Below are 25806 nucleotides of genomic sequence, written 5' to 3'. Positions count from 1 at the left end.
TGTCTCCTCCGCCTCTTTTGTCTTCTCTTGTGCGTCGGAGGCGGCGGCGGCGATCAGGCCTCGAGCTGGGCGAGGATCTTCTCGCGGGTGGCCTTCAGCTCGGCCGGCAGGTGGTAGGCCAGCTGCTCGAACAGCTCGCCGTGCAGCTTCATTTCCTGCACCCAGGCGTCGCGGTCGATGCTGATGACGCTCTGGAACTGGGCTTCGCTGAAGTCCAGGCCCGACCAGTTCAGGTCACGGTAGTTCGGGCTGACGCCGAAGATGTGCTCGCTGCCGGCGCCGGCGGTGCCGTCGATGCGGCCCAGCATCCACTGCAGCACGCGGGCGTTGTCGCCGTAGCCCGGCCAGACGAACTTGCCGTCGGTGCCCTTGCGGAACCAGTTGACGCAGAAGATCGCCGGCAGCTTGGCGCCTTCGGCCTGCAGCCTGGCGCCCACGTTCAGCCAGTGCTGGAAGTAGTCGCTCATGTTGTAGCCGGCGAAGGGCAGCATCGCGAACGGATCGCGGCGCACCACGCCCTGCGCGCCGAAGGCGGCGGCGGTGGTCTCCGAGCCCATCGTCGCGGCCATGTAGACGCCTTCCGTCCAGTCGCGGGCCTCGGTGGCCAGCGGCACGGTGGTCGAGCGGCGGCCGCCGAAGATGAAGGCGTCGATCGCCACGCCGGCCGGATCGTCCCAGGCCGGATCCAGCGCCGGGTTGTTGGTCGCGGCGATGGTGAAGCGGGCGTTCGGGTGAGCGGCCGGGCGCAGCTTGCCGTCGGGCAGGCGGGCGGTCTCGGGCGTCCAGTCCTTGCCCTGCCAGTCGACCAGGTGCGAGGGCAGCTCGTCGGTCATGCCTTCCCACCAGACGTCGCCGTCATCGGTCAGCGCGACGTTCGTGAAGATGACGTCACGGTCCAGCGACGCCATGCAGTTCGGGTTGGTCTTGAAGTTCGTGCCCGGGGCGACGCCGAAGTAGCCGGCTTCCGGGTTGATCGCGCGCAGACGGCCGTCGACCGGCTTGATCCAGGCGATGTCGTCGCCGATCGTGGTGACCTTCCAGTCGCCCAGCGCCGCCGGCGGGATCAGCATCGCGAAGTTGGTCTTGCCGCAGGCCGACGGGAAGGCGGCGGCGACATGGCTCTTCTTGCCTTCCGGCGAGGTCACGCCCAGGATCAGCATGTGCTCGGCCAGCCAGCCCTGGTCGCGACCCATCGTGGAGGCGATGCGCAGCGCGAAGCACTTCTTGCCCAGCAGCGCGTTGCCGCCGTAGCCCGAGCCGTAGGACCAGATCTCCTGGGTCTCGGGATAGTGGACGATGTACTTGGTCTTCGGGTTGCACGGCCAGGTGGTCGTGTCCTTCTGGCCTTCGGCCAGCGGGGCGCCCACGGTATGCACGCACGGCACGAAATCGCCGTCGGTGCCCAGCACGTCATGGACGGCCTTGCCCATGCGGGTCATCAGCTTCATGTTGACCGCGACATAGGCGCTGTCGGACAGCTCGATGCCGATGTGGGCGATCGGCGAGCCCAGCGGACCCATCGAGAAGGGCACGACATACATCGTGCGGCCCTTCATGCAGCCCTTGAACAGCGCGTTCTCGCCGGTCTGCAGCAGGCTGCGCATCTCGGCCGGGGCCATCCAGTTGTTGGTCGGGCCGGCTTCTTCCTTGGTGGCCGAGCAGATGTAGGTGCGGTCCTCGACGCGCGCCACGTCCGACGGATCGGTCCAGGCCAGGTAGCTGTTGGCGCGCTTGGCCGGGTTGAGTTTCTTGAAGGAACCGGCGTCGACCAGCAGCTGGCACAGGCGGTCGTACTCTTCCTGCGAGCCGTCGCACCAGTAGATGGCGTCCGGCTGGGTCAGGGCGGCCACTTCGGCGACCCAGGCGATCAGCTTGGCGTTCTTGACGTAGGCGGGTTCGTTCACAGTGACGCCGGCCATCAGCGGTTGGTTCATCGGAAGGGCTCCTAGGTTGAAAAAGGCATCTCGAAAGCCGATCGCGGACGCGCTGTCCTACGTGGTTTTCGGGATGCCTCCCGCGGGGCAGTGTAGGGGTGGGGGTCTGGCCATTACAGTCGGGTTACATGCGTTTTTTGCATGACCTTGTGCTGTCCAGAACCTAGAAGGGGGTGAAATGTCCTGCTTTGTGAATTTCGACCCGCAGCTGCGGGGGCAGGACAATCACGGCTTTTCAATCGGCTTTTGCATGGAAGGAAGACGCGAGTGTTCAAGAACCTGACGGTGTTCCGCATCGGCCCGGACTGGGCCGCCGATCTGCTTCAGGCCGAGGCGGCGCTGGACAAGGACCGCTTCGTCGAGTGCGGCGCGACCCAGCAGCAGTCGGCCGGCTGGGTGGCGCCGCGCGGCCCGGCCGAGGCGCCGCTGCTGGAGTCGATCGCCGGCCAGTGGCTGATGCGGCTGATGGTCGAGCAGCGGGTGGTGCCGGGCGCGGTGGTCAAGCGCCGTACCGACGAGATCGCCGACCAGCTCGAGCAGTCCACCGGCCGCCGCCCGGGCCGCAAGCAGACCAAGGAGCTCAAGGAGCAGGCGCTGCTGGAGCTGCTGCCGCAGGCCTTCACGAAGCGAGGCAGCATCGATGTCTGGCTGTCGCCGACCGACCGCTGGCTGATCGTCGACACCGGCAGCGCCACCCGCGCCGACGAGGTGGTCACGCTGCTGGTCAAGGCGCTGCCGGGCCTGTCGGTGCAGGCGCTGCACACGAACGAGTCGCCAGCGGCCGTGATGTCGGACTGGCTGCTCAGCGGCGAGCCGGCGGCCGACTTCACGGTCGACCGCGAGTGCGAGCTCAAGACGCCCGACGAGATGAAGTCGGTGGTGCGCTACGCCCGCCACCCGCTCGACATCGAGGAGGTGCGCGAGCACATCCGACAGGGCAAGGTGCCGACCCGGCTGGCGCTGACCTGGAACGCGCGCATTTCCTTCACGCTGACCGACCTGCTGCAGATTCGCCGCATCGAGTTCCTCGACGGCGTGTTCGAGGACGACGCCAGCGTGTCGAAGGAAGAGCGCTTCGACGCCGACGCCGCGATCGCCACCGCCGAGCTGCGCCGGCTGCTGCCCGCCCTGGTCGAGGCGCTGGGTGGCGAGCACCTGCCTGCATCCTGAGCCCGCGGCGATACGCGCGAATACGCGTCAAAACACCTGGATTCCTCTGGAACTTCAGCGTTTTGGGGGGAATGGCCCACAAATGTTGCGGTCAGTTGCAACAGGAATCGACAAAAGGGGTCGGAGTCCGCAGGCCGCGCTAGACTGATTTGCCAGATCAGGGTGGATCCGATGTCCTTGCACAGGAAACCGAAGACCCAGCAGGCTTTCCTGCTGGAGGCCATGCAGCGCATGGGAATGGACGCCGACCAGTTCGCGCGTCGTCTCGGTGCGTCGCGGCGTCGGCTCGACGACTGGCTGCGTGCGCCGGGCGAGCCGGGCTATGTCGAGCTCGATCCGGTGATCTGGACCTTCGTGCGCGAGATTCTCGAGCGTCTCGACGAGCGCGACACCGTGCGCGACGCGCTGCTGCCGAGCGATCCGCCGACGGCGGCGCTGTCCGCGCCGATCCACGCCGCCACCCCGATCGTGCCGACGACGACCTGGCTGACCTGATCCGGCTCAGTCCCCCAGGCGTTCCTGCAGGCCCAGCGCGGCCAGCACCGCCAGCGGCGCAGTTTCCGAGCGCAGCACCCGGGCGCCGAGGCTGACCGCCACCGCGCCGGCCGCGCGGGCTGCGGCCTCCTCGGCTGGCGACAGCCCGCCCTCCGGCCCGCTGATCACCCGGACCCGGCCGCCCGTGCGCAGCGCGGCGGCCCGCTCGGCCAGCGGCTGGGCCTCGCCCAGGCTGAGCAGCCACAGCGGCGCTTCGGCGTCGGCCCGGGCCTCGCCCAGGGCCTGGGCCAGCGTGCGCACCGGCGCGATCCGCGGCACGCGGGTGCGGCCGCACTGCTCGGCCGCGGCGCGCGCCACGCCCTGCCAGTGCTCGCGCCGGCGCTCGGCGCGCTCGCCCGACAGCCGCAGCACTGAGCGCTCGCACACCAGCGGCTCGATCGCCGCCACGCCCAGCTCGGTGGCCTTCTCGACCAGCCAGTCGAAGCGGTCGTTGGCCGGCATGCCCGCCAGCAGCACGATGTCGATCGGCAGCTCGCGGTCCACCGGATCGTGCGCACCGATGCGCACCTCCACCGACTGCCGCCCCATCGCCAGGATCTCGGCCGACCATTCGCCGCCGCTGCCGTCGAACAGCGTGATCGTCTCGCCGGGCTGCATGCGCAGCACCTGGACATGGCGGGCGGGGCCGGGTGGCAGCGCGATCTCGGCGCCGGTGCTCAGCGCGGTGTCGGTCTCGATGTGCAGGCGTGCGGGCATGGGCAAGGCGCAAAAGAGAAGGGAACGGGCGTGCGCCTTCAGGCGCGGATGCGTTTCACCAGCGCGGTGGTCGAGTAGCCGTCGACGAAGGAGATCGCGCGGGCGTCGCCACCCCAGCTGCGTACCAGCCGCGTCTCCTCGAGCGTCTCGATGTCGTAGTCGCCGCCCTTCACATAGAGATCAGGGCGGATCTCGGTCAGCAGCTCGCACGGCGTCTGCTCGTCGAACAGCACCACCAGCGAGACGCTCTCGAGCGCGGCCAGCACGCAGGCGCGGTCGGCTTCGGCATTGAGCGGGCGGTCCGGCCCCTTGCCGAGCAGCCGCGCCGAGGCGTCGCTGTTGAGCCCGAGCACCAGGCTGGCGCCCTGCGCGCGCGCCTGCGCGAGATAGGTCACATGACCGCGGTGCAGGATGTCGAAGACCCCGTTGGTGAAGACCATCGGGCGGGGCAGGGCGGCCAGCCGCGCCGGCAGGTCGCGGCGCAGGCAGAGCTTGTCGAGAAAGGCGGGCGGCGTCATGGGGCGCGATTGTCGCCGCTCGGGCGCCCGACGTGCGTGCGGGTCAGCGGCCCGGCAGCGCGCGGCGCAGCTGGATCGCCTCGGCGACATGGATCACGCCGAGGGTGTCGGCCTCGGCCAGATCGGCGATGGTGCGCGCCACCCGCAGCACCCGGTGCAGGCTGCGGCCCGACCAGCCCAACCGGCTGGCGGCGGTGTTGAGGAAGCGTGTCGCCTCAGGCTCGGCGCGCACCTGATCGTGGAGCTGGCCGGCTTCCAGCTCGGCGTTGCTGCCACCTTGGCGGGCCTGCTGGCGCCGGCGCGCCTCGGCCACTCGCTCGGCCACCAACCGGCTGGGCTCGCCGTCGGGCGCGCCGGTCAGCTCCTCGGGCGGGATGGCCAGCACCTCGACGCGCAGGTCGATGCGGTCGAGCAGCGGCCCCGACAGCTTGTTCTGGTAGCGCTGCACCGCTTCGGGCGTGCAGCGGCAGGGCTTGGCGGTCGAGCCGAGCATGCCGCAGGGGCAGGGGTTCATCGCGGCGACGAGCTGGCAGCGCGCCGGGAACTCGGCCTGCTGCGCCGCGCGCGAGATGGTGATGCGGCCGTTCTCGAGCGGCTCGCGCAGCGCCTCGAGCGCGCCGCGCGGGAATTCGGGCAGCTCGTCCAGGAACAGGATGCCGTGATGGGCCAGAGAGATCTCGCCAGGCCTGGGTGGCGAGCCGCCCCCCACCAGCGCCACCGACGAGGCGCTGTGGTGCGGCGAGCGCAGCACCCGACGCGCCCAGTCGGCCGGCTCGAAGCGCCCGGCCAGGCTCAGGACCGCGGCGGATTCCAGCGCCTCCTCCTCGGACAGCGGCGGCAGTAGCCCGGCCAGGCGCTGCGCCAGCATCGACTTGCCGGTGCCCGGCGGCCCGACCAGCAGCAGCGAATGCCGTCCTGCCGCCGCGATCTCGAGGGCACGCTTGGCCGCGGCCTGGCCGCGCACGTCCTGCAGGTCGGGCAGCAGGGCGCCCTCGCGCACCTCGACCGGGCGCGGTCGCGGCAGCACCGGGGTGGGCGGATCGCCGGGCTCGACCGGCTGCAGCGCCTCGACGATCTCGTCGAGGTGGTCGGCGCAGCGCAGCGCCAGGCCGGGCACCAGCGCAGCCTCCTCGGCGCTGCGCCGCGGCAGCACCAGGGTGCGGCCGCGCCCGCTGCGCTGCAGCGCCAGCGCCATCGGCAGCGCGCCGCGCACCGGGCGCAGGTCACCCGCCAGCGAGAGCTCGCCGGCGAACTCCAGCCCGTCGAGCGCCGCCGCGTCGATGTGGCCGGCCGCAGCCAGGATGCCCAGCGCGATCGGCAGGTCGAAGCGGCCGCCCTCCTTGGGCAGGTCGGCCGGTGCCAGGTTGACGGTGATGCGCCGGTTGTGCGGGAAGTCCAGCCCGCTGTGCTGCATCGCCGCGCGCACCCGCTCGCGCGCCTCCTTGACCTCGGTGTCGGCCAGACCGACCAGCGTGAACGAAGGCAGGCCGTTGGCGAGGTGGACCTCGACGGTCACCTCGGGCGCCTGCAGCCCGAGCAGGGCGCGGCTGTGGACGATGGCAAGCGACATGGTGGTGCGCGGCAGCAGGTGTCTGTGCGCGGACGGTGCACCGGCCGCGGGCCTGGGCGGATTGTGCGAAGCGCATCACGGGCTGCATCTCACCCCGATGGGGGTGCAGAACCAGCTTGGTGCATTCCCATGGCACCGAAATGGGTCGGCATGCCGGCTCGTGTGGCATCACGGCCCGATCCGGGGCGCGGTCCTGATGCGTATCGATGACGCGTCGGTGTGCAAATGGCATGGCACGGAAGATGCAGCAGCGGCTCCCAGCCACTTTCCATCACCAGTCAGTCAGATCAACCAGGAGCTGCCATGAAGATGGTCACTGCCATCATCAAGCCCTTCAAGCTCGACGAGGTCCGCGAGGCCCTCGGCAACATCGGCGTGCAGGGCATCACCGTCACCGAGGTGAAGGGCTTCGGACGTCAGAAGGGTCACACCGAGCTGTACCGCGGTGCCGAGTACGTCGTCGACTTCCTTCCGAAGGTCAAGATCGAGGCCGCCGTCGACGACGCGATCGTCGACCGGGTCATCGAGGCGATCGAGGGCGCGGCCCGCACCGGCAAGATCGGTGACGGCAAGATCTTCGTGACGCCCCTGGAGCAGGTCCTGCGCATCCGCACCGGCGAGACCGGCAAGGACGCGCTCTGATCAACCGCCCGACGAGACAACCATGTCAATGAACAAGAAACTGCTCGCCGGTCTGCCGCTGGGGCTGGCTGCCCTGGGTCTGACCGATCTCGCTCTCGCTCAGGACGCCGCGGCGTCCGCACCCGCCGTGGCCGAGGCCGCCTCCGCGGTGGCCGAGGCGGCTTCTGCCGTCACCCAGGCCGCCGCCGCTGCGCCGGCGCCGACCTTCGACAAGGGCGACGTGTCGTGGATGATGCTGTCGACCCTGCTGGTCATCATGATGGCCGTGCCGGGCCTGGCACTGTTCTACGGCGGCCTGGTGCGCGCCAAGAACATGCTGTCGGTGCTGATGCAGGTGATGGTGACCTTCTCGCTGATCGTGGTGCTGTGGTTCGTCTACGGCTACAGCCTGGCCTTCACCGAGGGCAATGCCTTCATCGGCGGCTTCGATCGCCTGTTCATGAAGGGCGTCTGGGACAACGTCGCGGGCACCTTCGCGCCGGCGGCCACCTTCAGCAAGGGTGTCTACATTCCCGAGATCGTCTTCGCGGCTTTCCAGGCGACTTTCGCGGGCATCACCTGCGCGCTGATCGTCGGTGCCTTCGCCGAGCGCGCGAAGTTCTCGGCCGTGCTGATGTTCATGGTGCTGTGGTTCACCTTCAGCTACGCGCCGATCGCGCACATGGTCTGGTTCTGGATGGGTCCGGACGCCTATGCCTCGGCTGACGTGGTCGACGCGATGAACGCCAAGGCCGGCCTGATCTGGCAGCACGGCGCGCTGGACTTCGCCGGCGGCACCGTTGTGCACATCAACGCCGCGGTGGCGGGTCTGGTGGGCTCCTACATGGTCGGCAAGCGCATCGGCTACGGTCGCGAAGCCTTCATGCCGCACTCGCTGACGCTGACGATGGTCGGCGCCTCGCTGCTGTGGGTGGGCTGGTTCGGCTTCAACGCCGGCTCGGCGCTGGAAGCCAACAACTTCGCCGCGCTGGCCTTCATCAACACCTTCGCGGCCACCGCAGCCGCGGTGCTGGCCTGGTGCCTGGGCGAAGGCCTGATGAAGGGCAAGGCCTCGATGCTGGGCGCCGCCTCCGGTGCGGTCGCCGGTCTGGTCGCGATCACCCCGGCCGCCGGCAACGTCGGCATCGTCGGTGCGCTGATCATCGGCCTGATCGCCGGCTTCGTCTGCCTGTGGGGCGTGCATGGTCTCAAGCGCATGCTGGGCGCTGACGACTCGCTCGACGTGTTCGGTGTCCACGGCGTGGGCGGCATCCTGGGCGCGCTGCTGACCGGCGTGTTCAACTCGCCGAACCTGGGCGGCCCGAGCATCGTCGCCGACTGGGTCACCGTCGGCATGGTCGCTCCGGACGCCTACTCGATCGCCTCGCAGGTCTGGATCCAGGCCAAGGGCGTGCTGATCACCATCGTGTGGTCGGCGGTGGTCTCGGTGATCGCCTTCAAGATCGTCGATCTGGTCATCGGCCTGCGCGTGCCGGAAGACGACGAGCGCGAGGGCCTGGACATCACCTCGCACGGCGAGACCGCCTACTCGAAGTGATGCCGGTCTGCTGACCGCACCCGCAAGGGGCCGCCTCAGGGCGGCCCCTTTTGCTTTGGATCCCTGCCCGCATCTGCAGACCTTCCTAGAATCGTCGACATTCCCTTCATCCGTCCTTCCTTTTCCTCTTCCTGAGCAGGTCGTCCACCATGGTTCCCCATCTCGTCACCGCCCTGAACGGCCCGATCAACGAACTGGAAGCGCGCATGCTGGATTCGGTGCCGGCGATCGAGCGCTGGTTCCGCCTCGAGTGGATGGAGCACACCCCGCCGCTGTACACCTCGGTCGATGTGCGCAACGCCGGCTTCAAGCTCGCGCCGGTCGACACCAACCTCTTTCCCGGCGGCTGGAACAACCTGACGCCCGAGATGCTGCCGCTGGCGGTGCAGGCGGCGATGGCGGCGATCGAGAAGATCTGTCCGGAAGCCAAGAACCTGCTGCTGATCCCCGAGAAGCACACCCGCAACACCTTCTATCTGACCAATGTCGCGCGGCTGGTGCAGATCTTCACCCAGGCGGGCCTGAACGTGCGCCTGGGCACGCTCGACCCCGAGGTGACCGCGCCGACCGAGCTGGCGCTGCCCGGCGGCGACACGCTGACCATCGAGCCGCTGATCCGCACGCAGCGTCGCCTGGGGCTGAAGAACTTCGATCCCTGCACCATCTTGCTGAACAACGACCTGTCGGCCGGCATCCCGCCGGTCCTGGAGGGCCTGCACGAGCAGTACCTGCTGCCGCCGCTGCATGCCGGCTGGGCGGTGCGGCGCAAGACGCACCACTTCCAGGCCTACGAGGAGGTGGCCAAGAAGTTCTCCAAGCTGATGGGCATGGACCCGTGGCTGATCAACCCGATGTACACCCGCTGCGGCGAGGTCAACTTCGGCGAGGGCAGCGGCATCGAATGCGTGCAGACCAACGTCGACGCGCTGCTGGGCAAGATCCGTCGCAAGTACAAGGAGTACGGCATCAACGAGAAGCCCTTCGTCATCGTCAAGGCCGACAACGGCACCTACGGCATGGGCATCATGACGGTGCGCGACGCCAAGCAGCTCGAGGAGATCAACCGCCGCACCCGCAACAAGATGAGCGTCATCAAGGACGGCCAGGAGGTCACCGAGGTGATCATCCAGGAGGGCGTGCCGACCTGCGAGCGCATCAACGAGGCGGTGGCCGAGCCGGTGGTCTACATGCTCGACCGCTATGTGGTGGGCGGCTTCTACCGGGTGCACGCCGACCGTGGCATCGACGAGAACCTGAATTCGCCGGGTGCGCAGTTCGTGCCGCTGGCCTTCGCGGAGTCGGGTCACATGGCACGCGCCGGCGCCAAGCCGGGTGCCAGCGCGCCGAACCGCTTCTACATGTACGGCGTCGTCGGCCGGCTGGCGATGCTGGCGGCCAGCTACGAGCTCGAGGCCACCGATCCGGATGCCGAGGTCTACAACTGAGCGCCGGCATTGCCACCCTGGCGTCAGCTGGGTTGGCGGTGTTGACATGCTTCCGAAGTGGCAGCATAATCCGTGATTCTTCTGGCTTGCGCGCGTGCCTAGCCGTACGTGGCGCAATCTGGTTTCGCCCCAAACGCAGAACCTCGATGGAGACGTCGGGAGGCTGTGACGGGCCCAAGACTGACCGCGAGCGGTGGCCGAGTGGGGCTGTTAGCGCGGGATAAGTTGGGGATTCCACATGATCCAAATGCAATCGCGACTCGACGTCGCGGACAACACCGGTGCGAAGTCCGTCATGTGCATCAAGGTGCTCGGCGGCTCGAAGCGTCGTTATGCCGGCATCGGCGACGTGATCAAGGTCAGCATCAAGGATGCTGCCCCGCGTGGTCGTGTCAAAAAGGGCGAGGTCTACAACGCCGTCGTCGTGCGCACCGCCAAGGGCGTGCGTCGTCAGGACGGCTCGCTCGTCAAGTTCGATGGCAATGCAGCCGTGCTGCTCAATGCCAAGTTGGAGCCGATCGGCACCCGCATCTTCGGCCCGGTGACGCGTGAACTGCGTACCGAGCGCTTCATGAAGATCGTGTCGCTGGCTCCGGAAGTGCTCTAAGCCGACCGCGAAGGACTGGCCATGAACAAGATTCGCAAGGGCGACGAGGTCATCGTGCTGACCGGTCGCGACAAGGGCAAGCGCGGTACGGTTTCTCTGCGCGTCGATGCCGACCACCTGGTGGTCGACGGCATCAACGTCGTCAAGAAGCATGTGCGCCCGAACCCGCTGAAGGGCACGACCGGTGGCATCGTCGACAAGACCATGCCGATCCACCAATCCAATGTGGCGATCTTCAACCCCGCGACCGGCAAGGCCGACCGCGTGGGCATCAAGCTGCTTGACGACGGCAAGAAAGTGCGCGTCTTCAAGTCCAGCGGCGAAGAGATCAAGGCCTGAGGCGGGGTAGAGAAGACATGTCTCAACAGCAAGCTCGTCTGCAGACCTTCTATCGCGAGAAGGTCGTCGCCGATCTGATGGCCAAGTTTGGCTACAAGTCGGTCATGGAAGTGCCGCGCCTGACCAAGATCACCCTGAACATGGGTGTCTCGGAAGCCGTGTCGGACAAGAAGGTCATGGACCACGCCGTCGGCGATCTGACCAAGATCGCTGGCCAGAAGCCGGTCGTCACCAAGTCGCGCAAGGCGATCGCGGGTTTCAAGATCCGCGAGAACGTGCCCATCGGCTGCATGGTGACCCTGCGCGGCGTGCGCATGTACGAATTCCTGGATCGCTTCGTCACGATCGCGCTGCCGCGCGTTCGCGACTTCCGTGGTATCTCGGGCCGTTCGTTCGACGGTCGCGGCAACTACAACATCGGCGTCAAGGAACAGATCATCTTCCCGGAAATCGAGTACGACAAGGTGGATGCTCTGCGTGGTCTGAACATCAGCATCACGACGACCGCGACGACCGACGACGAGTGCAAGGCGCTGCTGGCTGCCTTCCGCTTCCCGTTCAAGAACTGAGGCCGAGGCTCACCATGGCAAAAGTTGCCCTCATCCAGCGCGAAGAAAAGCGCGAGAAGCTGGTCGCCAAGTACGCCAAGAAGTTCGCTGAACTGAAGGCGATCATCGACGACCAGAGCAAGTCGGAAGAAGAGCGTTACATGGCTCGCCTGGCGCTGCAGAAGCTGCCGCGCAATGCCAACCCGACCCGTCTGCGCAGCCGCTGCGAGATCACCGGTCGTCCGCGTGGCACCTTCCGCAAGTTCGGTCTGGCGCGCAACAAGATTCGTGAACTGGCCTTCCGTGGCGACATCCCCGGTGTCGTCAAGGCGAGCTGGTAAGCCGGCCCCAGGGCACGAACAGGAGTTATTCCATGAGCATGAGTGATCCGATCGCCGACATGCTGACCCGCATCCGCAACGCTCAGATGGTCGAGAAGACCAGCGTCGCGATGCCGTCGTCCAAGCTGAAGACCGCGATTGCGCAGGTCCTGAAGGACGAGGGTTACATCGATGGTTTCCAGGTGAAGACCGAGAGCGGCAAGTCGCAGCTCGAGATCTCGCTGAAGTATTACGCTGGTCGTCCGGTCATCGAGCGCATCGAGCGCGTGAGCCGTCCCGGTCTGCGCATCTACAAGGGCCGTCACGACATTCCCCAGGTCCAGAATGGTCTGGGTGTGGCCATCGTCACCACGCCGAAGGGCGTGATGACCGACCGCAAGGCGCGCGCTGCCGGCATCGGCGGCGAAGTGCTCTGCTACGTCGCCTAACCGCAGGAGACACACACAATGTCCCGCGTTGGAAAAATGCCGATCGCCATCCCGCAAGGCGTGGATGTGGCGGTCACCGAGGACCAGATCAGCGTCAAGGGTGCCAAGGGCGCGCTGGTGCGTCCGGCCCATCGCCTGGTCAAGGTGAGCAACGAGTCCGGCAAGCTGTCGTTTGCGCCGGCGGATGAATCCGCTGAAGCCAACGCCATGTCCGGCACCGTGCGCGCCCTGGTCAACAACATGGTCGAGGGTGTCAGCAAGGGCTTCGAGCGCAAGCTGAACCTGGTGGGCGTGGGCTTCCGCGCCCAGGCTCAAGGCCAGAAGCTGAACCTGCAGATCGGTTTCTCGCATCCGGTGGTCAAGGAAATGCCGGAAGGCATCAAGGTCGAGTGCCCGACGCCGACCGAAATCCTGATCAAGGGTGCAGACCGCCAGGTCGTCGGCCAGCTCGCCGCTGAAGTGCGTGCCTTCCGTCCCCCCGAGCCCTACAAGGGCAAGGGCATCCGTTATTCGGATGAGAAGGTCACCCTGAAAGAGACGAAGAAGAAGTAAGGAGCCGCACCATGTTGAACAAGAAAGAACAGCGCCTGCGCCGCTCCCGTCAGACCCGTGCCCGCATTGCCCTGCAGCGCGTGGCCCGTCTGACCGTCTTCCGCTCGAATCTGCACATCTACGCCAGCGTCGTCTCCGAAGACGGCTCGAAGGTGCTCGTCAGCGCCTCGACCGCCGAGAAGGACGTGCGCGAGCAGCTGGGCGCCGCCGGCAAGGGTGGCAATGTCGATGCAGCCACGCTGATCGGCAAGCGCATCGCCGAGAAGGCCAAGGCCGCCGGCATCGAGAAGGTTGCATTCGACCGTTCCGGTTTCGCCTATCACGGCCGCGTCAAGGCGCTGGCCGAGGCGGCCCGTGAAGCGGGTCTGCAGTTCTGACGCCCCGGCTCGCACACGAAGGAACACGAAATGGCTAAGTTTCAACCGAAGGTTGCGGACGAGGGTCGCGACGACGGCATGCGCGAGAAGATGATCCAGGTGAACCGCGTGACCAAGGTGGTCAAGGGCGGCCGGATCATGGCGTTTGCTGCGCTGACGGTGGTCGGCGATGGCGACGGTCGCGTCGGCATGGGCAAGGGCAAGGCGCGTGAAGTGCCGGCCTCGGTCCAGAAGGCGATGGAGTCTGCTCGTCGCAACATGGTCAAGGTCCCGCTGCGCAATGGCACCGTGCCGCACAACGCGACCGGTGAGCATGGCGCTGCCAAGGTGCTGCTGGCGCCGGCTCCTGCCGGTACCGGTATCATCGCCGGCGGTCCGATGCGCGCGGTCTTCGAAGTCATGGGCATCACCGATGTCGTCGCCAAGAGCCTGGGTTCGTCGAACCCGTACAACATGGTTCGTGCGACCTTCGACGCCCTGTCGCGCATGACGACCGCCTCCGAGGTGGCCGCCAAGCGTGGCAAGACGATCGAAGAGATCTTCAACTGAAGCGTCGATCGGCAAGGAAAGACACCATGTCTGAAAATACCGACAAGAAGACCGTCAAGGTCAAGCTGGTCAAGAGCCCGATCAGCACCCGCGCTTCGCACCGTGCCACGGTCCGCGGCCTGGGTCTGCGCAAGCTCAACAGCGAGTCCGTGCTGGAAGACACCCCGGCGGTGCGCGGCATGATCAACAAGATTTCGTACCTGGTGAAGGTGCTCTAATCATGGAACTCAATTCGATCAAGCCGGCAGAAGGCGCCAAGCACGCCAAGCGCCGTGTCGGTCGCGGCATCGGTTCCGGTCTGGGCAAGACCGCCGGTCGTGGTCACAAGGGTCAGAAGTCTCGTGCAGGCGGCTACCACAAGGTCGGCTTCGAAGGCGGCCAGATGCCGCTGCAGCGTCGCCTGCCCAAGCGTGGCTTCAAGTCGCACCTGCTGAAGTTCAATGACGAGGTCACCCTGGCCCAGCTGCAGGATCTGTCGGTCGAGGAAATCGACCTGGCTGTCCTGAAGAACGCCGGTCTGGTGAGCGTGCGTGCACTGAACGTCAAGGTCGTCAAGTCTGGCGAGCTGTCGAAGAAGGTTGTCCTGAAGGGCATCGGCGCCACCGCCGGCGCCAAGGCAGCCATCGAGGCGGCAGGCGGATCGATCGCGGCCTGATCGGCCACGACGTCGGCTACATCTCGACTCGAGCAACAGGTTCCAAGTGGCATCCAACGCAACACAACTGGCCAAGAGCGGAAAGTTCGGCGACCTGCGTCGTCGCCTTGTCTTCCTGCTGCTTGCACTGGTGGTCTATCGCATCGGCGCCCATATTCCCGTTCCAGGCATCAATCCTGACCAGCTGGCACAGCTGTTCAAGAGCCAGGAGGGCGGGATACTGAACCTGTTCAACATGTTCTCCGGTGGTGCACTGTCGCGCTTCACCGTCTTCGCGCTGGGCATCATGCCCTACATCTCGGCCTCGATCATCATGCAGCTCATGGGCTATGTGGTGCCGACGCTGGAGGCGCTGAAGAAGGAAGGCGAGGCAGGTCGTCGCAAGATCACGCAGTACACCCGCTACGGTGCCCTGGCGCTGGCTCTGTTCCAGTCGATCGGCATCGCGGTGGCGCTGGAAGGCTCTCCGGGCCTGGTGATCGACCCGGGTCCGATGTTCCGCATCACGGCCGTGGTCAGCCTGACGGCTGGCACGATGTTCCTGATGTGGCTGGGTGAGCAGATCACCGAGCGGGGTCTGGGCAATGGCATCTCGATCCTGATCTTTGCGGGTATCGCGGCGGGCCTGCCCAGCGCGATCGGCGGTCTGATCAACTTGGTCAACACCGGCGCGATGAGCATCATCGTCTCGCTGCTGATCATCGCGATCGTCATCGCCGTCACCTATGTGGTGGTCTTCGTCGAGCGGGCACAGCGCAAGATCCTGGTCAACTACGCCAAGCGCCAGGTCGGCAACAAGGTCTATGGTGGCCAGTCGTCGCATCTGCCGCTGAAGGTCAACATGGCCGGCGTGATCCCGCCGATCTTCGCCTCGTCGATCATTCTTCTGCCCGCCACGGTCGTCGGCTGGTTCGCCACCAGCGAAAGCATGAGCTGGCTGAAGGATGTGTCTGCGGCGCTGTCGCCGGGTCAGCCGATCTATGTGCTGCTGTATGCGGCGATGATCGTGTTCTTCTGCTTCTTCTACACGGCGCTCGTGTTCAACAGCCGCGAGACCGCTGACAACCTGAAGAAGAGTGGCGCGTTCATTCCGGGCATCCGTCCGGGTGACCAGACCGCACGCTACATCGACAAGATCCTTGCTCGTCTGACGCTGGGTGGCGCGGTCTACATCACGCTGGTGTGTCTGCTGCCCGAGTTCCTGGTCCTGAAGTACAACGTGCCGTTCTACTTCGGTGGCACTTCGCTGCTGATCATCGTGGTCGTCACGATGGACTTCTGGGCGCAGGTGCAGTCGTACGTGATGTCGCAGCAGTACGAGGCTCTTCTGAAGAAGTCGAGCTTCAAGGCAGGCTGAGGGCATCACCGGCCAGGAAAGATACCCATTCGGAGAGCAACGTCAGAGTCAACGTGGTGAGCCGACGAGATGGCCAAAGACGACGTTATCCAGATGCAGGGGGAGGTCCTCGAAAACCTCCCCAACGCCACCTTCCGGGTCAAGCTGGAAAACGGCCATGTGGTGCTGGGGCACATCTCCGGGAAGATGCGCATGCACTACATCCGCATCCTGCCCGGTGACAAGGTGACCGTTGAACTGACCCCCTACGACCTGAGTCGTGCTCGCATCGTTTTCCGGGCGAAGTGAGCGAATCCATCAACACAGTCCGGAAGAGAAGCGCAAGCCGCCGATCAAGGAGAAGACCATGAAAGTCTCGGCATCCGTCAAGACGATCTGCCGCAATTGCAAGATCATCCGTCGCAAGGGTGTGGTCCGCGTGATCTGCACCGATCCGCGCCACAAGCAGCGCCAGGGCTGAGTTTCTCGCTCGACTGCTGCAACCGTTTAGAGGACGCACATGGCACGTATTGCTGGTATCAACATTCCGCCGCACAAGCACGCCGAGATCGGTCTGACCGCGATCTACGGCATCGGCCGCACCACCGCGCAACAGATCTGCACGACCTGCGGCATCCCGTTCGACAAGAAGGTCAAGGACCTGACGGACGGCGATCTTGAAAAGATCCGCGAAGAAGTGGGTCGCATGACGATCGAGGGCGACCTGCGTCGCGAGATCTCGATCAACATCAAGCGCCTGATGGATCTGGGCTGCTACCGTGGCTTCCGTCACCGCCGCGGCCTGCCGATGCGCGGTCAGCGCACCCGCACCAACGCCCGTACCCGCAAGGGTCCGAAGAAGGGCGCTGCTGCGCTGAAGAAGTAAGCGCCACTTCGTCGCGCTGGAAAGACTCGAGTCATGGCAAAAGCACCCGTCAACAACGCTGCTCGCCGCGTGAGCAAGAAGGTCCGCAAGAACGTTGCGGATGGCGTCGCGCACGTTCACGCATCGTTCAACAACACCATCATCACGATCACCGATCGCCAGGGCAATGCCCTGTCGTGGGCATCGAGCGGTGGCCAGGGCTTCAAGGGTTCGCGCAAGTCGACCCCGTTCGCCGCCCAGGTCGCAGCTGAAGTCGCCGGTCGTGCTGCCCAGGAACAGGGCATCAAGAACCTGGACGTCAAGATCAAGGGCCCGGGCCCGGGTCGCGAGTCGTCGGTTCGTGCGCTGGCCTCGCTGGGCATCCGCATCGCGTCGATCTCCGACGTGACGCCGGTCCCGCACAACGGCTGCCGTCCGCAGAAGCGTCGTCGCATCTGAGGCTGCCTGCATGAGGTGTGCGTGACTCTTGCAGTCACGGCATCAGATTGCCTTATAATCGCAGGTTCGCCGGCGAGCGCCATAGCGTGCTCGCCGGCAATCTCGTTGAAGAGCCGCCTTGCGCGGCTCCTCTCATCCCTGAAGACCACCGTCATGGCGCCTGGCGCGCACATGACTCGCGCACGGTTCGCGTGCGTCAGACATTCTCACAAGGACACCGTCCGTGGCACGTTATCTCGGCCCGAAGGCCAAACTTTCCCGCCGTGAAGGCACCGACCTGTTCCTGAAGAGCGCTCGCCGCTCGATCAGCGACAAGGCCAAGTTCGACACCAAGCCGGGTCAGCACGGCCGCACCTCGGGCAGCCGCACCTCCGACTACGGTCTGCAGCTGCGCGAGAAGCAGAAGGTCAAGCGCATGTACGGCGTGCTGGAGAAGCAGTTCCGCCGCTACTTCGCCGAGGCCGAGCGCCGCAAGGGCAACACCGGCGCCACGCTGCTGTCGCTGCTGGAGTCGCGTCTGGACAACGTTGTCTACCGCATGGGCTTCGGCTCGACCCGCGCGGAAGCCCGCCAGCTGGTCTCGCACAAGTCGATCACCGTCAACGGCCAGGTCGTCAACATCCCGTCGTTCATGGTCAAGGCCGGTGATGTCGTCGCCGTGCGCGAGAAGGCCAAGAAGCAGCTGCGCATCGCTGACGCGCTGAAGCTGGCGGACTCGATCGGCCTGCCGGGCTGGGTTGCCGTCGACATCGCCAAGATGGAAGGCACCTTCAAGAAGTCGCCGGACCGCGACGAGTTCGGTGCCGAGATCAACGAATCGCTGATCGTCGAACTGTACTCGCGCTGATGTGCGAGAGGGCGCTTGCGGTCGTGCCGCAGGCGTCATCGGCCTCCTTGCGTCCCGGGCGCACGGAGGCTTTTCAATGCCCGGTGGGTCCATCAGCCTTATCGGTGTAACGAGCCGAGGGTATTGACAGGAACTTTGAATGCAAACCAATCTGCTGAAGCCCAAGGCCATCAACGTCGAACCGCTGGGCGGCCACCGTGCGAAGGTGACGCTGGAGCCGTTCGAGCGTGGCTATGGTCACACCCTGGGCAATGCGCTGCGCCGCGTGCTGCTGTCGTCGATGGTCGGCTACGCGCCCACCGAAGTGACGATCGCCGGCGTGCTGCACGAGTACTCGACGGTGGATGGCGTTCAGGAAGACGTGGTCCACATCATGCTCAACCTGAAGGGCGTGGTGTTCCGTCTGCACAACCGCGACGAGGTCACGCTGGTCCTGCGCAAGGAAGGCGAAGGTCCGGTCACCGCACGCGATATCCAGACGCCGCATGACGTCGAGATCATCAACCCGGATCTGGTGATCGCTCACCTGGCCCAGGGTGGCAAGCTCGACATGCAGATCAAGGTCGAGAAGGGCCGCGGCTATGTGCCGGGCACGATGCGTCGCTACGCTGACGAGCCGACCAAGTCGATCGGCCGCATCGTGCTGGACGCCTCGTTCTCGCCGGTCAAGCGTGTCAGCTACACGGTCGAGAGTGCCCGCGTCGAGCAGCGCACCGACCTGGACAAGCTGGTGATGGAGATCGAGACCAACGGTGCGATCTCCCCGGAAGAGGCCGTGCGTGCCTCGGCCAAGATCCTCGTCGAGCAGCTGGCGGTGTTCGCGCAGCTGGAAGGCAACGATCTGGCCGGCATCGTCGAGCCGGCACCGCGTGCCCAGCACTTCGACCCGATCCTGCTGCGTCCGGTCGACGAGCTGGAGCTGACGGTCCGTTCTGCCAACTGCCTGAAGGCCGAGAACATCTATTACATCGGCGACCTGATCCAGCGCACCGAGACCGAGCTGCTGAAGACCCCGAACCTGGGTCGCAAGTCGCTCAACGAGATCAAGGAAGTCCTGGCTTCCCGTGGTCTGACCCTCGGCGCGCGTCTGGAAAACTGGCCGCCGCAAGGCCTGGACAAGCGCTGATTTTGCGCTGATCCAGACTTTTTCGGGCGAGCCGCAGCGGCGGCCGCCCGGTCCCCCGGTGGTACCTGATCCGGCCATCGGCATTAATTCAACGAAAGGACTTCACCATGCGTCACGGCAACGGCCTCCGCAAGCTCAACCGCACCTCGTCGCACCGTCTGGCGATGCTGCGCAACATGGCCAACTCGCTGATCGAGCACGAGGCCATCAAGACCACCGTGCCCAAGGCCAAGGAACTGCGCCGCGTCGTCGAGCCGCTGATCACCCTGGCCAAGGAGCCGACGCTGGCCAACAAGCGCCTGGCTTTCGACCGTCTGCGCAACCGCGACAACGTCGTCAAGCTGTTCAACGTGCTGGGCCCGCGCTTCCAGACCCGTCCGGGCGGCTACACCCGCATCCTGAAGATGGGTTTCCGCGTTGGCGACAACGCACCGATGGCTTTCGTCGAGCTGGTCGACCGTCCGGACGTGGACGCGGCCCCGGCCGAACAAGCTGCCGAGTGATCGGTCTGATGCCCTGAGCGATTTTCCTCTCGAAAATCCTTGCTGAATGGGCATCAAAAAGGCTACAATCTGATTCTTCAGTCGCGGGGTGGAGCAGTCTGGTAGCTCGTTGGGCTCATAACCCAAAGGTCGTCGGTTCAAATCCGGCCCCCGCAACCAGTTTCAGTCATCATCAGAAAGTGCGCGATTCTTTCTGGTGAGTGTGAGGAAAATCCTCAAGCAGATTTCAGTCGCGGGGTGGAGCAGTCTGGTAGCTCGTTGGGCTCATAACCCAAAGGTCGTCGGTTCAAATCCGGCCCCCGCAACCAAGTCAGAAAAAGCCGATTCGACTCTGTGCGAATCGGCTTTTTTCTTTCCCGCGCGCCGGCTTTCCGGCCGGGTGTCAGAAGAACTCGACGCCGCCGTCCTGGTTCTTGGCCTCGAGCAGGCCGCAGGCGGTCAGGGTCTCGTACGACAGTGCCAGATTGCGGCCATTTTCCTTAGCGTGATAGACCGACTGGTCGGCCCGCTCGAAGGCGCTGCCGGGGGTGTCGCTGGCATCGATGGCGGTGAATCCGATGCTGACCGTCAGGTGTTCCACCCGAGGAAAAGGCGTCTTTTCGACCGTGTGTCTGAAACGCTCGAACGCGGTTTCCGCGCCATGGGCGTCATTGCAGCGGAGCAGCACCACGAACTCCTCGCCGCCGAAGCGGTAGAGCCTGTCGCTGGCGCGGAAGGTGCTTTTCATCAGTTGCGCCACCAGGATCAGCACCTCGTCACCGATCAGGTGACCGTGAACATCATTGACCCGCTTGAAGTGGTCGATGTCGATGACGCCGAGCCAGTGGCTGCCTTCCGTGCCTTGGCGGCGTCGCTCCAGGCCTTCGGCGGCCGAGGTGCTGCTGGCATCAAGATTCAGCGCAGCACGAACGAAGGTCTCGTCGAAGGACTTGCGGTTGAGCAGTCGGGTCAGCGAGTCGCGTTCGTTCTCGTCCAGCAGCGCGTGCAGATGCATGCTGAAGCGCTGGATCGCATTCACGGTGCGCAGAAGCTCCCTGCTGATGACCGTGCTGGTGGTGATCTCCACCACCGCGATCTCGTCGCTGTCGCCGGTCAGCGGCACCAGCGTGCGAATGTCGCTCTGCTGTGCAGGCACAGGCAGCAGCATGGGTTCGCCCAAGGTGATGCAGCGCAGCAGCAGCGGCTCTTCTTCTGCGGCAAGTGGCGCGTCAGGGGCCAGCTGATCGAACTGGCCGTGGTGGCGGGTCACATACCACTTGCGCTGTTCTGCAGCATGGCTGCGCAGCACGCGCAGCCGCAGCGGGGCGAGGAGTTCAGCGAACAGGTCGACGAAACAGCTGTCGAGCGCGGCCGGGTCGCGCTGCCCGGCCAGTTGGGCCATGTGCTCGACAAGGTGTGACATGCGAAGACCTAGGGCTCCGTGGCGGACAAAGAGGAGAATCAGCCGCGCACGAAGAGCGTGCGCAGGGGCTCGCTGCCGAGCTGGCGGCTCCAGTGGCCGTGAACGGCCGGATCGAACACCGCACCTTCGGGCAGCACGTCGGCCGAGTAGAAGTGCTCCCCGGCGCTGAAGATGCGCGAGCTGCCATCCTGCAGCCCGATCTCCATCTGACCCGAGAGGATGAAGACCCACTGCGGCTCGCCGGTGCAGTGGAATTCGCTGCGGAAGCCCGGCGGACTTTCGCGCAGCTGCAGCTCGCGCGCGGGCAGGCTGGTGGACAGCCGTGAGGCGGGCTTGCCCTGGTCCAGTGCGATGGCCTGCTCGCGGAAGCGGGCACGGCCGTCGCCGTCGGTGAACAGGATGGTCTGAAGGAAGATCGGCGTGGTGTCGGACGCAGGCTGGCTCATGTCGGAAGTGCGGGAAGTCGTGAACATCCGGGATTGTGCGTGCGGCGTGGGAAGGCAATCGTCCAGGACGAATTGGATCCGATGTGAAAGGAGCCACAGGCTCCGAATAATGCGGCTCCAGCGGGTCAGACTCGCGACGAGACGCGTGTGCTAGAAAGCCACCCCATCATGATGAATGACCTTGTTCTCCAATCCTGGAACCCGACCGATCCCGGCGAGGCGAAGGCGCTGATCAGCGCCATCATCGCGCGCGCACGGGCCGCAGGTGTCGAGCTGTCCGATCCGCCGGCCGAGCCGGACAACTGCTGCGGCAACGGCTGCATCGGCTGCGTCTGGGACGGGTTCTACAGCGAGCTCGGCTACTGGCGGGACGAAGCGCTGCTGCGCTGGGCGGCCTGAGAGGCGGGGGTCCACATGCTCTGGCCTGCGATGACACCGCCCGACTACAGCGGGCTGGACGACGAGGCTCTGGCGCGGCTTCAGCCTGCCCTGAAGCTCGAAGCCGAGGCGCTGATCGCAGAGGTGATGAGCCGCGCGCGGCGGCACGCGGTGGCCGAGGCGCTGCCGCCGGCGCCGCAGAGCCCGGTGAGCTGCTGCGGCCGGGGCTGCAGCAACTGCGTCTGGCTCTATTTCTATGGCGAAGTGATGTTCTGGCGTGACGAGGTCATGGGTCGCTGGCGCACCGCCAGACCCATCACGCACTGACGGCCTGTGGTGGCTGCTCCCCGCGGATGCGGGAGTGGTGACCCGCCAGTACCCCTCCACGATCGTGATTGTCGATCGTCATGGGGTGGGTCATGTTCAATGTGCATGGGGTGCTGCGCGGTTTTCGGGGGGCGGCGCTTGTCTGCTCGGCGCTGCTGCTGGCTGCTCCGGGCTGGTGCGGCAGCGAGCGCACGGCGACCTCCGTGTCGCGTCTCGAGCGGGAGGTGCTGGCGCAGATCAATCAGATTCGGCTGCATCATGGCCTGTCGGTGCTGGAGATCGATCCCCGCCTGCAGCAGGCGGCCGCCCATCATTCGACCGACATGGCCGTTTCGCGCTGCTTCCAGCATGACGACTGCGACGGCGGCCGCTGGTCCGAGCGCATCCAGGCCCATTACCCGCATGCGCAGCGCATCGCCGAGAACATCGCGGCAGGGCAGGACAGCGCCGTCACGGTGGTCGAGGGCTGGATGCGCAGCGAGGTGCATCGCGCCAACATCCTGCGGCCGGAATGGCAGGGCACCGGCATCAGCCTGGTCAGCCTGCCGGGCAGCCCCTACGGGCACTACTGGACCCAGACCTTCGGCACGCTGCCGGTGCCCGAGCCGGTGCCCGTGCCGATGCCTGAGCGCATGAGCCGCTCGTCCTCGCGCTGAGCCTGGCGCGAGCGCTGCAGCGCCAGCGTGCCCAGCAGCGTCAGCAGCAGCGAGGCGGGAATCAATGTTTCCACGCCTGCCAGTTCGTAGAGCCGAGCGCCCGACCAGGCGCCGAGCGACATGCCGAGATACATCGCCGAGGCATTGGCCGCCAGGGCCAGACTGCGCAGTGCCGGCGGTGCCAGCTGGATCAGGCGCTGCTGCTGGGGTGCGGCGAACAGCAGGCCGCAGACCGACCACAGCATCATCAGCAGCACGCCGGGCATGGGCAGGGCGGGCGCCAGCATCAGGCCGGAGAATGCGATCGTCAGTCCGAGCACCGAGAGACGGATCAGCCGAACCGGGCCGAGGCGGCTGCCAAAGCGTCCGGCCAGCAGATTGCCGATCACGCCGCCCAAGCCGAACAGCATCAGCAGGGCCGTCATGTCGCCGGCGGCCAGGCCGAAGCGCTTCGTCATCAGGGGCACCAGCAGGGTGTAGGCGCAGAACTGGCCAGCCATCAGCAGCAGCATCATCAGCAGCGCCCAGGCCGTGGCCGGGCGCTCGAGCACCCTCAGAAAGCCTGAGCCGGCGATGCGCGGGCCTGCCGTGCCGCAGCCGATGGCGCGCCACAGCGTGATGCCCAGCAGCGGCGCGCTGATCGCCAGCAGCACGAAGACAGTCCGCCACGAGCCGACATGGCCCAGCCAGGCCGCCAGCGGCGTGCCCAGCACGATGGCCAGCGTCATGCCCGCGAAGATGGTCGCCAGCGCTCCGGACTGACGCGTCGGCTCCACCACGGCCGCGCCCTGGGCGGATGCCGCCGGGCCGATGGCGGCCGCGCCCAGCGCCATCAGCACGCGGGCGGCCAGGCCTGCGCTCCAGTCCGGCGCCATGGCCGTCGCCAGCGCACCGAGGCCCAGCAGCAGCAGACCGCCGCTGATCAGCTCACGGCGCGGCCGGTGACCGAAAAGAATCTGAAGCAGCGGCGCCGCCACCGCGAAGGTCAGCGAATGCACCGCGACCAGCTCGGCGATGCGTGCCGGCGTGACCTGCCAGGCGCTGGCCATCGCCTCCAGCAGACCGATCACCGCCAGCGAGGCGGTGCCGAACAGGAAGTAGCTGGCGCCCAGGGCCGGCAGCAGCAGGCGGGCATGTCGAGCGGAAACGGTATGACCCATGATGGCGCCGAGTCTCCGTCGCGCTGCCCTATATTGGAAATCGTTTGTTTGTCTATGAGGTATCGATATGGTCGATCTGAAAGGGGTGGATCTGAACCTGCTGGTCTCGCTGTCGGTGCTGCTGGACGAGGGCAATGTGACCCGAGCGGCCGCGCGGCTGCACGTGGGTCAGCCGGCGCTGTCCGCGCAGCTGGCGCGGCTGAGACGGCTGTTCGATGACCCCCTGCTGGTGCCGGCGCCGGGCGGGCGCGGTATGGTCGCCACCCCGCGTGCGCAGGCGCTGATCGAGCCGCTCCATGAGGCGCTGCGCGGCCTGGAGCAGCTGGTGCGCCAGCGTCCGGATTTCGATCCGCACCGTGACGAGCGCGTCTTCCAGGTGGCAGAGACCGACAATGCCTCGGTGATCGTCGGCCTGCCGCTGATCGAGGCGATGGCGCGGCAGGCCGGGCCGGGCCTGCGGCTGGCGCTGCGTGCGCCGGATGCGTCCGAGGCGATCGCGCAGCTCGAGCGGGGCGATATCGATCTGCTGATCGGCACCGGCGACCGGGTTCCGGGCGCGATGCGTTCACGCCAGCTGCTGACCGAGCGCTTCGTGCTGGTGCAGAGGCGCGGGCATCCGCGCGGCAGCGGGCCGCTGGATCCCGAGACCTACTGCCGGCTGACCCATGTGGTGGTCAGCGCCACCGGCGGCAGTCACATCGGGCTGCTGGATGCGCATCTGGCTGGGCTGGGGCGTCGGCGCGAGATCGCGCTGTCGGTCCAGCACTTCACGCTGCTGCCGGAGATCGTGCGGGTGACCGATCATGTGGCGACCTTGCCGAGCCGGCTGGCCGAGCGCCATGCCGCGACGCTGGAGCCATTCGAGCTGCCGTTTGCGTCACCGCTGTTCTCGCTGCATGCGGCATGGCATCCCCGTCAGCATGCCGATCCGGCCTTGCGCTGGCTGCGGCAGCTGCTGGTCGATGCGCTGGCTGCTCAGACATGAAAAAAGCGACCCGAAGGTCGCTTTTCTGGCAGGGCGTGTCATCAGCGGGTCATCTGCGGCGCGGACGATCCGGTGACGGGCACGATCACTGCAGCTTGATCTCGACGTCCACGCCAGCCGGCAGGTCGAGCTTCATCAGCGCGTCGACGGTCTTGTCGGTCGGGTCGATGATGTCCATCAGGCGCTGGTGCGTGCGGATCTCGAACTGGTCGCGCGAGGTCTTGTTGACGTGCGGCGAACGCAGGATGTCGAAACGCTGCATGCGGGTCGGCAGGGGCACCGGGCCCTTGACGATCGCGCCGGTGCGCTTGGCGGTATCGACGATTTCCAGGGCCGACTGGTCGATCAGCTTGTAGTCGAACGCCTTCAGGCGGATGCGGATCTTTTGCTTCTGCATGACTTTTCCTTCGTAAAGAGCGATGCGGCCGGCGGCATCATGCCGCCTTGCTTGGCCGCGGAGAGGGAAGAGAAAGCCCCGCTCAGCGAGGCCTTCCCGTCACACAAGAGCTCAGGCGATGATCTTGGCAACCACGCCGGCGCCGACGGTGCGGCCGCCTTCGCGGATGGCGAAGCGCAGGCCTTCTTCCATGGCGATCGGGGCGATCAGCTTGACTTCGATCGACACGTTGTCACCCGGCATGACCATTTCCTTGCCTTCCGGCAGCTGGATGGCGCCGGTGACGTCGGTGGTGCGGAAGTAGAACTGCGGGCGGTAGTTGTTGAAGAACGGGGTGTGGCGACCACCTTCGTCCTTCGACAGCACGTAGACCTCACCGGTGAAGTGGGTGTGCGGCTTGATCGAACCCGGCTTGCACAGCACTTGGCCGCGCTCGACGTCTTCGCGCTTGGTGCC

General features: G+C 66.1%; 36 protein-coding genes and 2 tRNA genes. 29 read left to right on the top strand and 9 right to left on the bottom strand.

The annotated features are described in order from the left end of the window. Window positions 1-53 precede the first annotated feature (53 nt). A complete protein-coding gene (locus BW996_RS17365; RefSeq protein WP_037486299.1) occupies window positions 54-1934 on the bottom strand; it encodes a phosphoenolpyruvate carboxykinase (GTP) in 1881 nt (626 codons plus the stop codon). A gap of 267 nt (window positions 1935-2201) precedes the next feature. On the opposite strand from BW996_RS17365, the gene BW996_RS17360 reads away from it, so the two are divergent. Further along, window positions 2202-3104, top strand: coding sequence for a recombination-associated protein RdgC (locus BW996_RS17360; protein WP_037486301.1), 903 nt, complete (start codon window positions 2202-2204; stop codon window positions 3102-3104). Window positions 3105-3281: 177 nt separating this feature from the next. After that, the gene (locus BW996_RS17355) at window positions 3282-3599 is read left to right on the top strand and encodes a hypothetical protein (protein WP_139330932.1); all 318 of its coding nucleotides are present in this window, start codon (window positions 3282-3284) and stop codon (window positions 3597-3599) included. Window positions 3600-3605: 6 nt separating this feature from the next. Here the strand turns inward: BW996_RS17355 and BW996_RS17350 are convergent, their stop codons facing one another. Genes BW996_RS17350 through BW996_RS17340 form a run of 3 tightly spaced genes read right to left on the bottom strand, consistent with a single transcriptional unit; the run spans window position 3606 to window position 6443 of the window. After that, window positions 3606-4355 (bottom strand): 16S rRNA (uracil(1498)-N(3))-methyltransferase, encoded by a 750-nt coding sequence (locus BW996_RS17350; RefSeq protein ID WP_076459025.1) that lies wholly within the window; start codon window positions 4353-4355, stop codon window positions 3606-3608. A gap of 38 nt (window positions 4356-4393) precedes the next feature. Further along, window positions 4394-4873 carry a D-glycero-beta-D-manno-heptose 1-phosphate adenylyltransferase gene (gene rfaE2, locus BW996_RS17345; protein WP_037485104.1) on the bottom strand — a complete coding sequence of 160 codons (480 nt, stop codon included), beginning with the start codon at window positions 4871-4873 and terminating at the stop codon, window positions 4394-4396. Between the two features lie 43 nt (window positions 4874-4916). Then, the gene (locus BW996_RS17340) at window positions 4917-6443 is read right to left on the bottom strand and encodes a YifB family Mg chelatase-like AAA ATPase (protein WP_037485101.1); all 1527 of its coding nucleotides are present in this window, start codon (window positions 6441-6443) and stop codon (window positions 4917-4919) included. 303 nt (window positions 6444-6746) lie between these two features. Between BW996_RS17340 and BW996_RS17335 the strand changes: the two genes are divergently transcribed. The 23 genes from BW996_RS17335 to BW996_RS17225 all read left to right on the top strand — a co-directional run bounded on the left by BW996_RS17335 (window position 6747) and on the right by BW996_RS17225 (window position 19907). Further along, window positions 6747-7085, top strand: coding sequence for a P-II family nitrogen regulator (locus tag BW996_RS17335; protein ID WP_037485099.1), 339 nt, complete (start codon window positions 6747-6749; stop codon window positions 7083-7085). A gap of 28 nt (window positions 7086-7113) precedes the next feature. Next, window positions 7114-8622, top strand: coding sequence for an ammonium transporter (locus BW996_RS17330; RefSeq protein WP_037485097.1), 1509 nt, complete (start codon window positions 7114-7116; stop codon window positions 8620-8622). 149 nt (window positions 8623-8771) lie between these two features. Continuing rightward, complete coding sequence (gene gshA, locus BW996_RS17325) at window positions 8772-10067, top strand: glutamate--cysteine ligase (RefSeq protein WP_037485093.1); 1296 nt, start codon at window positions 8772-8774, stop codon at window positions 10065-10067. Window positions 10068-10305: 238 nt separating this feature from the next. Continuing rightward, window positions 10306-10674 carry a 50S ribosomal protein L14 gene (gene rplN, locus BW996_RS17320; protein WP_012348938.1) on the top strand — a complete coding sequence of 123 codons (369 nt, stop codon included), beginning with the start codon at window positions 10306-10308 and terminating at the stop codon, window positions 10672-10674. A 21-nt stretch (window positions 10675-10695) separates the two neighbouring features. Then, complete coding sequence (gene rplX / locus BW996_RS17315) at window positions 10696-11013, top strand: 50S ribosomal protein L24 (protein WP_037485090.1); 318 nt, start codon at window positions 10696-10698, stop codon at window positions 11011-11013. A gap of 17 nt (window positions 11014-11030) precedes the next feature. Beyond that, the gene (gene rplE / locus BW996_RS17310) at window positions 11031-11582 is read left to right on the top strand and encodes a 50S ribosomal protein L5 (protein WP_037485088.1); all 552 of its coding nucleotides are present in this window, start codon (window positions 11031-11033) and stop codon (window positions 11580-11582) included. 14 nt (window positions 11583-11596) lie between these two features. Continuing rightward, window positions 11597-11902: a 30S ribosomal protein S14 gene (rpsN, locus tag BW996_RS17305; protein WP_037485082.1), complete on the top strand. Its 306-nt coding sequence runs from the start codon at window positions 11597-11599 to the stop codon at window positions 11900-11902. Between the two features lie 32 nt (window positions 11903-11934). Then, on the top strand, window positions 11935-12330 hold the full coding sequence (gene rpsH / locus BW996_RS17300) for a 30S ribosomal protein S8 (RefSeq protein ID WP_037485079.1): 396 nt from the start codon (window positions 11935-11937) through the stop codon (window positions 12328-12330). A gap of 18 nt (window positions 12331-12348) precedes the next feature. Next, on the top strand, window positions 12349-12882 hold the full coding sequence (gene rplF, locus BW996_RS17295) for a 50S ribosomal protein L6 (protein ID WP_037485077.1): 534 nt from the start codon (window positions 12349-12351) through the stop codon (window positions 12880-12882). An 11-nt stretch (window positions 12883-12893) separates the two neighbouring features. After that, on the top strand, window positions 12894-13259 hold the full coding sequence (gene rplR / locus BW996_RS17290; RefSeq protein WP_037485073.1) for a 50S ribosomal protein L18: 366 nt from the start codon (window positions 12894-12896) through the stop codon (window positions 13257-13259). Between the two features lie 30 nt (window positions 13260-13289). Continuing rightward, window positions 13290-13808, top strand: coding sequence for a 30S ribosomal protein S5 (gene rpsE, locus BW996_RS17285; protein ID WP_037485069.1), 519 nt, complete (start codon window positions 13290-13292; stop codon window positions 13806-13808). 26 nt (window positions 13809-13834) lie between these two features. Beyond that, window positions 13835-14026 carry a 50S ribosomal protein L30 gene (rpmD, locus tag BW996_RS17280; RefSeq protein WP_037485067.1) on the top strand — a complete coding sequence of 64 codons (192 nt, stop codon included), beginning with the start codon at window positions 13835-13837 and terminating at the stop codon, window positions 14024-14026. Between the two features lie 2 nt (window positions 14027-14028). Next, complete coding sequence (rplO, locus tag BW996_RS17275) at window positions 14029-14463, top strand: 50S ribosomal protein L15 (protein WP_037485065.1); 435 nt, start codon at window positions 14029-14031, stop codon at window positions 14461-14463. Window positions 14464-14509: 46 nt separating this feature from the next. After that, a complete protein-coding gene (secY, locus tag BW996_RS17270; protein ID WP_037485064.1) occupies window positions 14510-15820 on the top strand; it encodes a preprotein translocase subunit SecY in 1311 nt (436 codons plus the stop codon). A gap of 69 nt (window positions 15821-15889) precedes the next feature. Then, window positions 15890-16108, top strand: coding sequence for a translation initiation factor IF-1 (gene infA / locus BW996_RS17265; protein WP_003264140.1), 219 nt, complete (start codon window positions 15890-15892; stop codon window positions 16106-16108). Between the two features lie 58 nt (window positions 16109-16166). Continuing rightward, window positions 16167-16280, top strand: coding sequence for a 50S ribosomal protein L36 (gene rpmJ / locus BW996_RS17260; protein WP_037485061.1), 114 nt, complete (start codon window positions 16167-16169; stop codon window positions 16278-16280). 39 nt (window positions 16281-16319) lie between these two features. Next, window positions 16320-16685: a 30S ribosomal protein S13 gene (rpsM, locus tag BW996_RS17255; RefSeq protein WP_037485059.1), complete on the top strand. Its 366-nt coding sequence runs from the start codon at window positions 16320-16322 to the stop codon at window positions 16683-16685. Between the two features lie 33 nt (window positions 16686-16718). Then, window positions 16719-17123 (top strand): 30S ribosomal protein S11, encoded by a 405-nt coding sequence (gene rpsK / locus BW996_RS17250; RefSeq protein WP_037485057.1) that lies wholly within the window; start codon window positions 16719-16721, stop codon window positions 17121-17123. A 223-nt stretch (window positions 17124-17346) separates the two neighbouring features. Further along, window positions 17347-17970 carry a 30S ribosomal protein S4 gene (gene rpsD / locus BW996_RS17245; protein ID WP_037485055.1) on the top strand — a complete coding sequence of 208 codons (624 nt, stop codon included), beginning with the start codon at window positions 17347-17349 and terminating at the stop codon, window positions 17968-17970. 139 nt (window positions 17971-18109) lie between these two features. After that, window positions 18110-19096, top strand: coding sequence for a DNA-directed RNA polymerase subunit alpha (locus tag BW996_RS17240; RefSeq protein ID WP_037485052.1), 987 nt, complete (start codon window positions 18110-18112; stop codon window positions 19094-19096). Between the two features lie 107 nt (window positions 19097-19203). Next, a complete protein-coding gene (rplQ, locus tag BW996_RS17235) occupies window positions 19204-19599 on the top strand; it encodes a 50S ribosomal protein L17 (RefSeq protein ID WP_037485050.1) in 396 nt (131 codons plus the stop codon). An 82-nt stretch (window positions 19600-19681) separates the two neighbouring features. Next, window positions 19682-19758 (top strand) — tRNA-Met (locus BW996_RS17230). Window positions 19759-19830: 72 nt separating this feature from the next. Continuing rightward, a tRNA-Met gene (locus BW996_RS17225) sits at window positions 19831-19907 on the top strand. Between the two features lie 74 nt (window positions 19908-19981). Here BW996_RS17225 and BW996_RS17220 read toward each other — a convergent pair. Together BW996_RS17220 and BW996_RS17215 are read right to left on the bottom strand one after the other, a co-directional pair. Then, window positions 19982-20980, bottom strand: a complete 999-nt coding sequence (locus tag BW996_RS17220) for a GGDEF domain-containing protein (protein ID WP_051632240.1) — start codon at window positions 20978-20980, stop codon at window positions 19982-19984. Between the two features lie 59 nt (window positions 20981-21039). Then, entirely contained in the window at window positions 21040-21447 is a 408-nt protein-coding gene (locus tag BW996_RS17215; protein WP_037485046.1) for a cupin domain-containing protein, read from the bottom strand. Between the two features lie 171 nt (window positions 21448-21618). Between BW996_RS17215 and BW996_RS17210 the strand changes: the two genes are divergently transcribed. From BW996_RS17210 to BW996_RS17200, 3 genes are all read left to right on the top strand, one after another. Beyond that, on the top strand, window positions 21619-21846 hold the full coding sequence (locus tag BW996_RS17210) for an oxidoreductase-like domain-containing protein (protein WP_037485124.1): 228 nt from the start codon (window positions 21619-21621) through the stop codon (window positions 21844-21846). Between the two features lie 15 nt (window positions 21847-21861). Continuing rightward, window positions 21862-22152 (top strand): oxidoreductase-like domain-containing protein, encoded by a 291-nt coding sequence (locus tag BW996_RS22305; protein ID WP_051632239.1) that lies wholly within the window; start codon window positions 21862-21864, stop codon window positions 22150-22152. Window positions 22153-22244: 92 nt separating this feature from the next. Next, entirely contained in the window at window positions 22245-22808 is a 564-nt protein-coding gene (locus BW996_RS17200; protein WP_051632238.1) for a CAP domain-containing protein, read from the top strand. On the opposite strand, the gene BW996_RS17195 is transcribed toward BW996_RS17200, so the two are convergent. Further along, window positions 22718-23968 carry an MFS transporter gene (locus BW996_RS17195; RefSeq protein ID WP_051632237.1) on the bottom strand — a complete coding sequence of 417 codons (1251 nt, stop codon included), beginning with the start codon at window positions 23966-23968 and terminating at the stop codon, window positions 22718-22720. The two genes, BW996_RS17200 and BW996_RS17195, sit on opposite strands and share 91 nt — an antisense overlap. Window positions 23969-24035: 67 nt before the next feature. Here BW996_RS17195 and BW996_RS17190 point away from each other — a divergent pair, with 67 nt between their 5' ends. Next, window positions 24036-24953 carry a LysR family transcriptional regulator gene (locus tag BW996_RS17190; RefSeq protein WP_037485043.1) on the top strand — a complete coding sequence of 306 codons (918 nt, stop codon included), beginning with the start codon at window positions 24036-24038 and terminating at the stop codon, window positions 24951-24953. An 85-nt stretch (window positions 24954-25038) separates the two neighbouring features. On the opposite strand, the gene rpsJ is transcribed toward BW996_RS17190, so the two are convergent. Both rpsJ and BW996_RS17180 read right to left on the bottom strand, forming a co-directional pair. Continuing rightward, window positions 25039-25350 carry a 30S ribosomal protein S10 gene (rpsJ, locus tag BW996_RS17185; RefSeq protein ID WP_037485042.1) on the bottom strand — a complete coding sequence of 104 codons (312 nt, stop codon included), beginning with the start codon at window positions 25348-25350 and terminating at the stop codon, window positions 25039-25041. A 111-nt stretch (window positions 25351-25461) separates the two neighbouring features. Continuing rightward, the coding region (locus BW996_RS17180; RefSeq protein ID WP_445683263.1) for an EF-Tu C-terminal domain-related protein at window positions 25462-25806 on the bottom strand (345 nt) is incomplete at its 5' end.

Origin of the sequence: Sphaerotilus natans, assembly GCF_900156335.1 — a bacterium.
In the GTDB taxonomy this organism is placed as follows: Bacteria; Pseudomonadota; Gammaproteobacteria; order Burkholderiales; family Burkholderiaceae_C; genus Sphaerotilus; species Sphaerotilus natans.
This window is presented reverse-complemented; position numbering and strand designations above follow the sequence as displayed.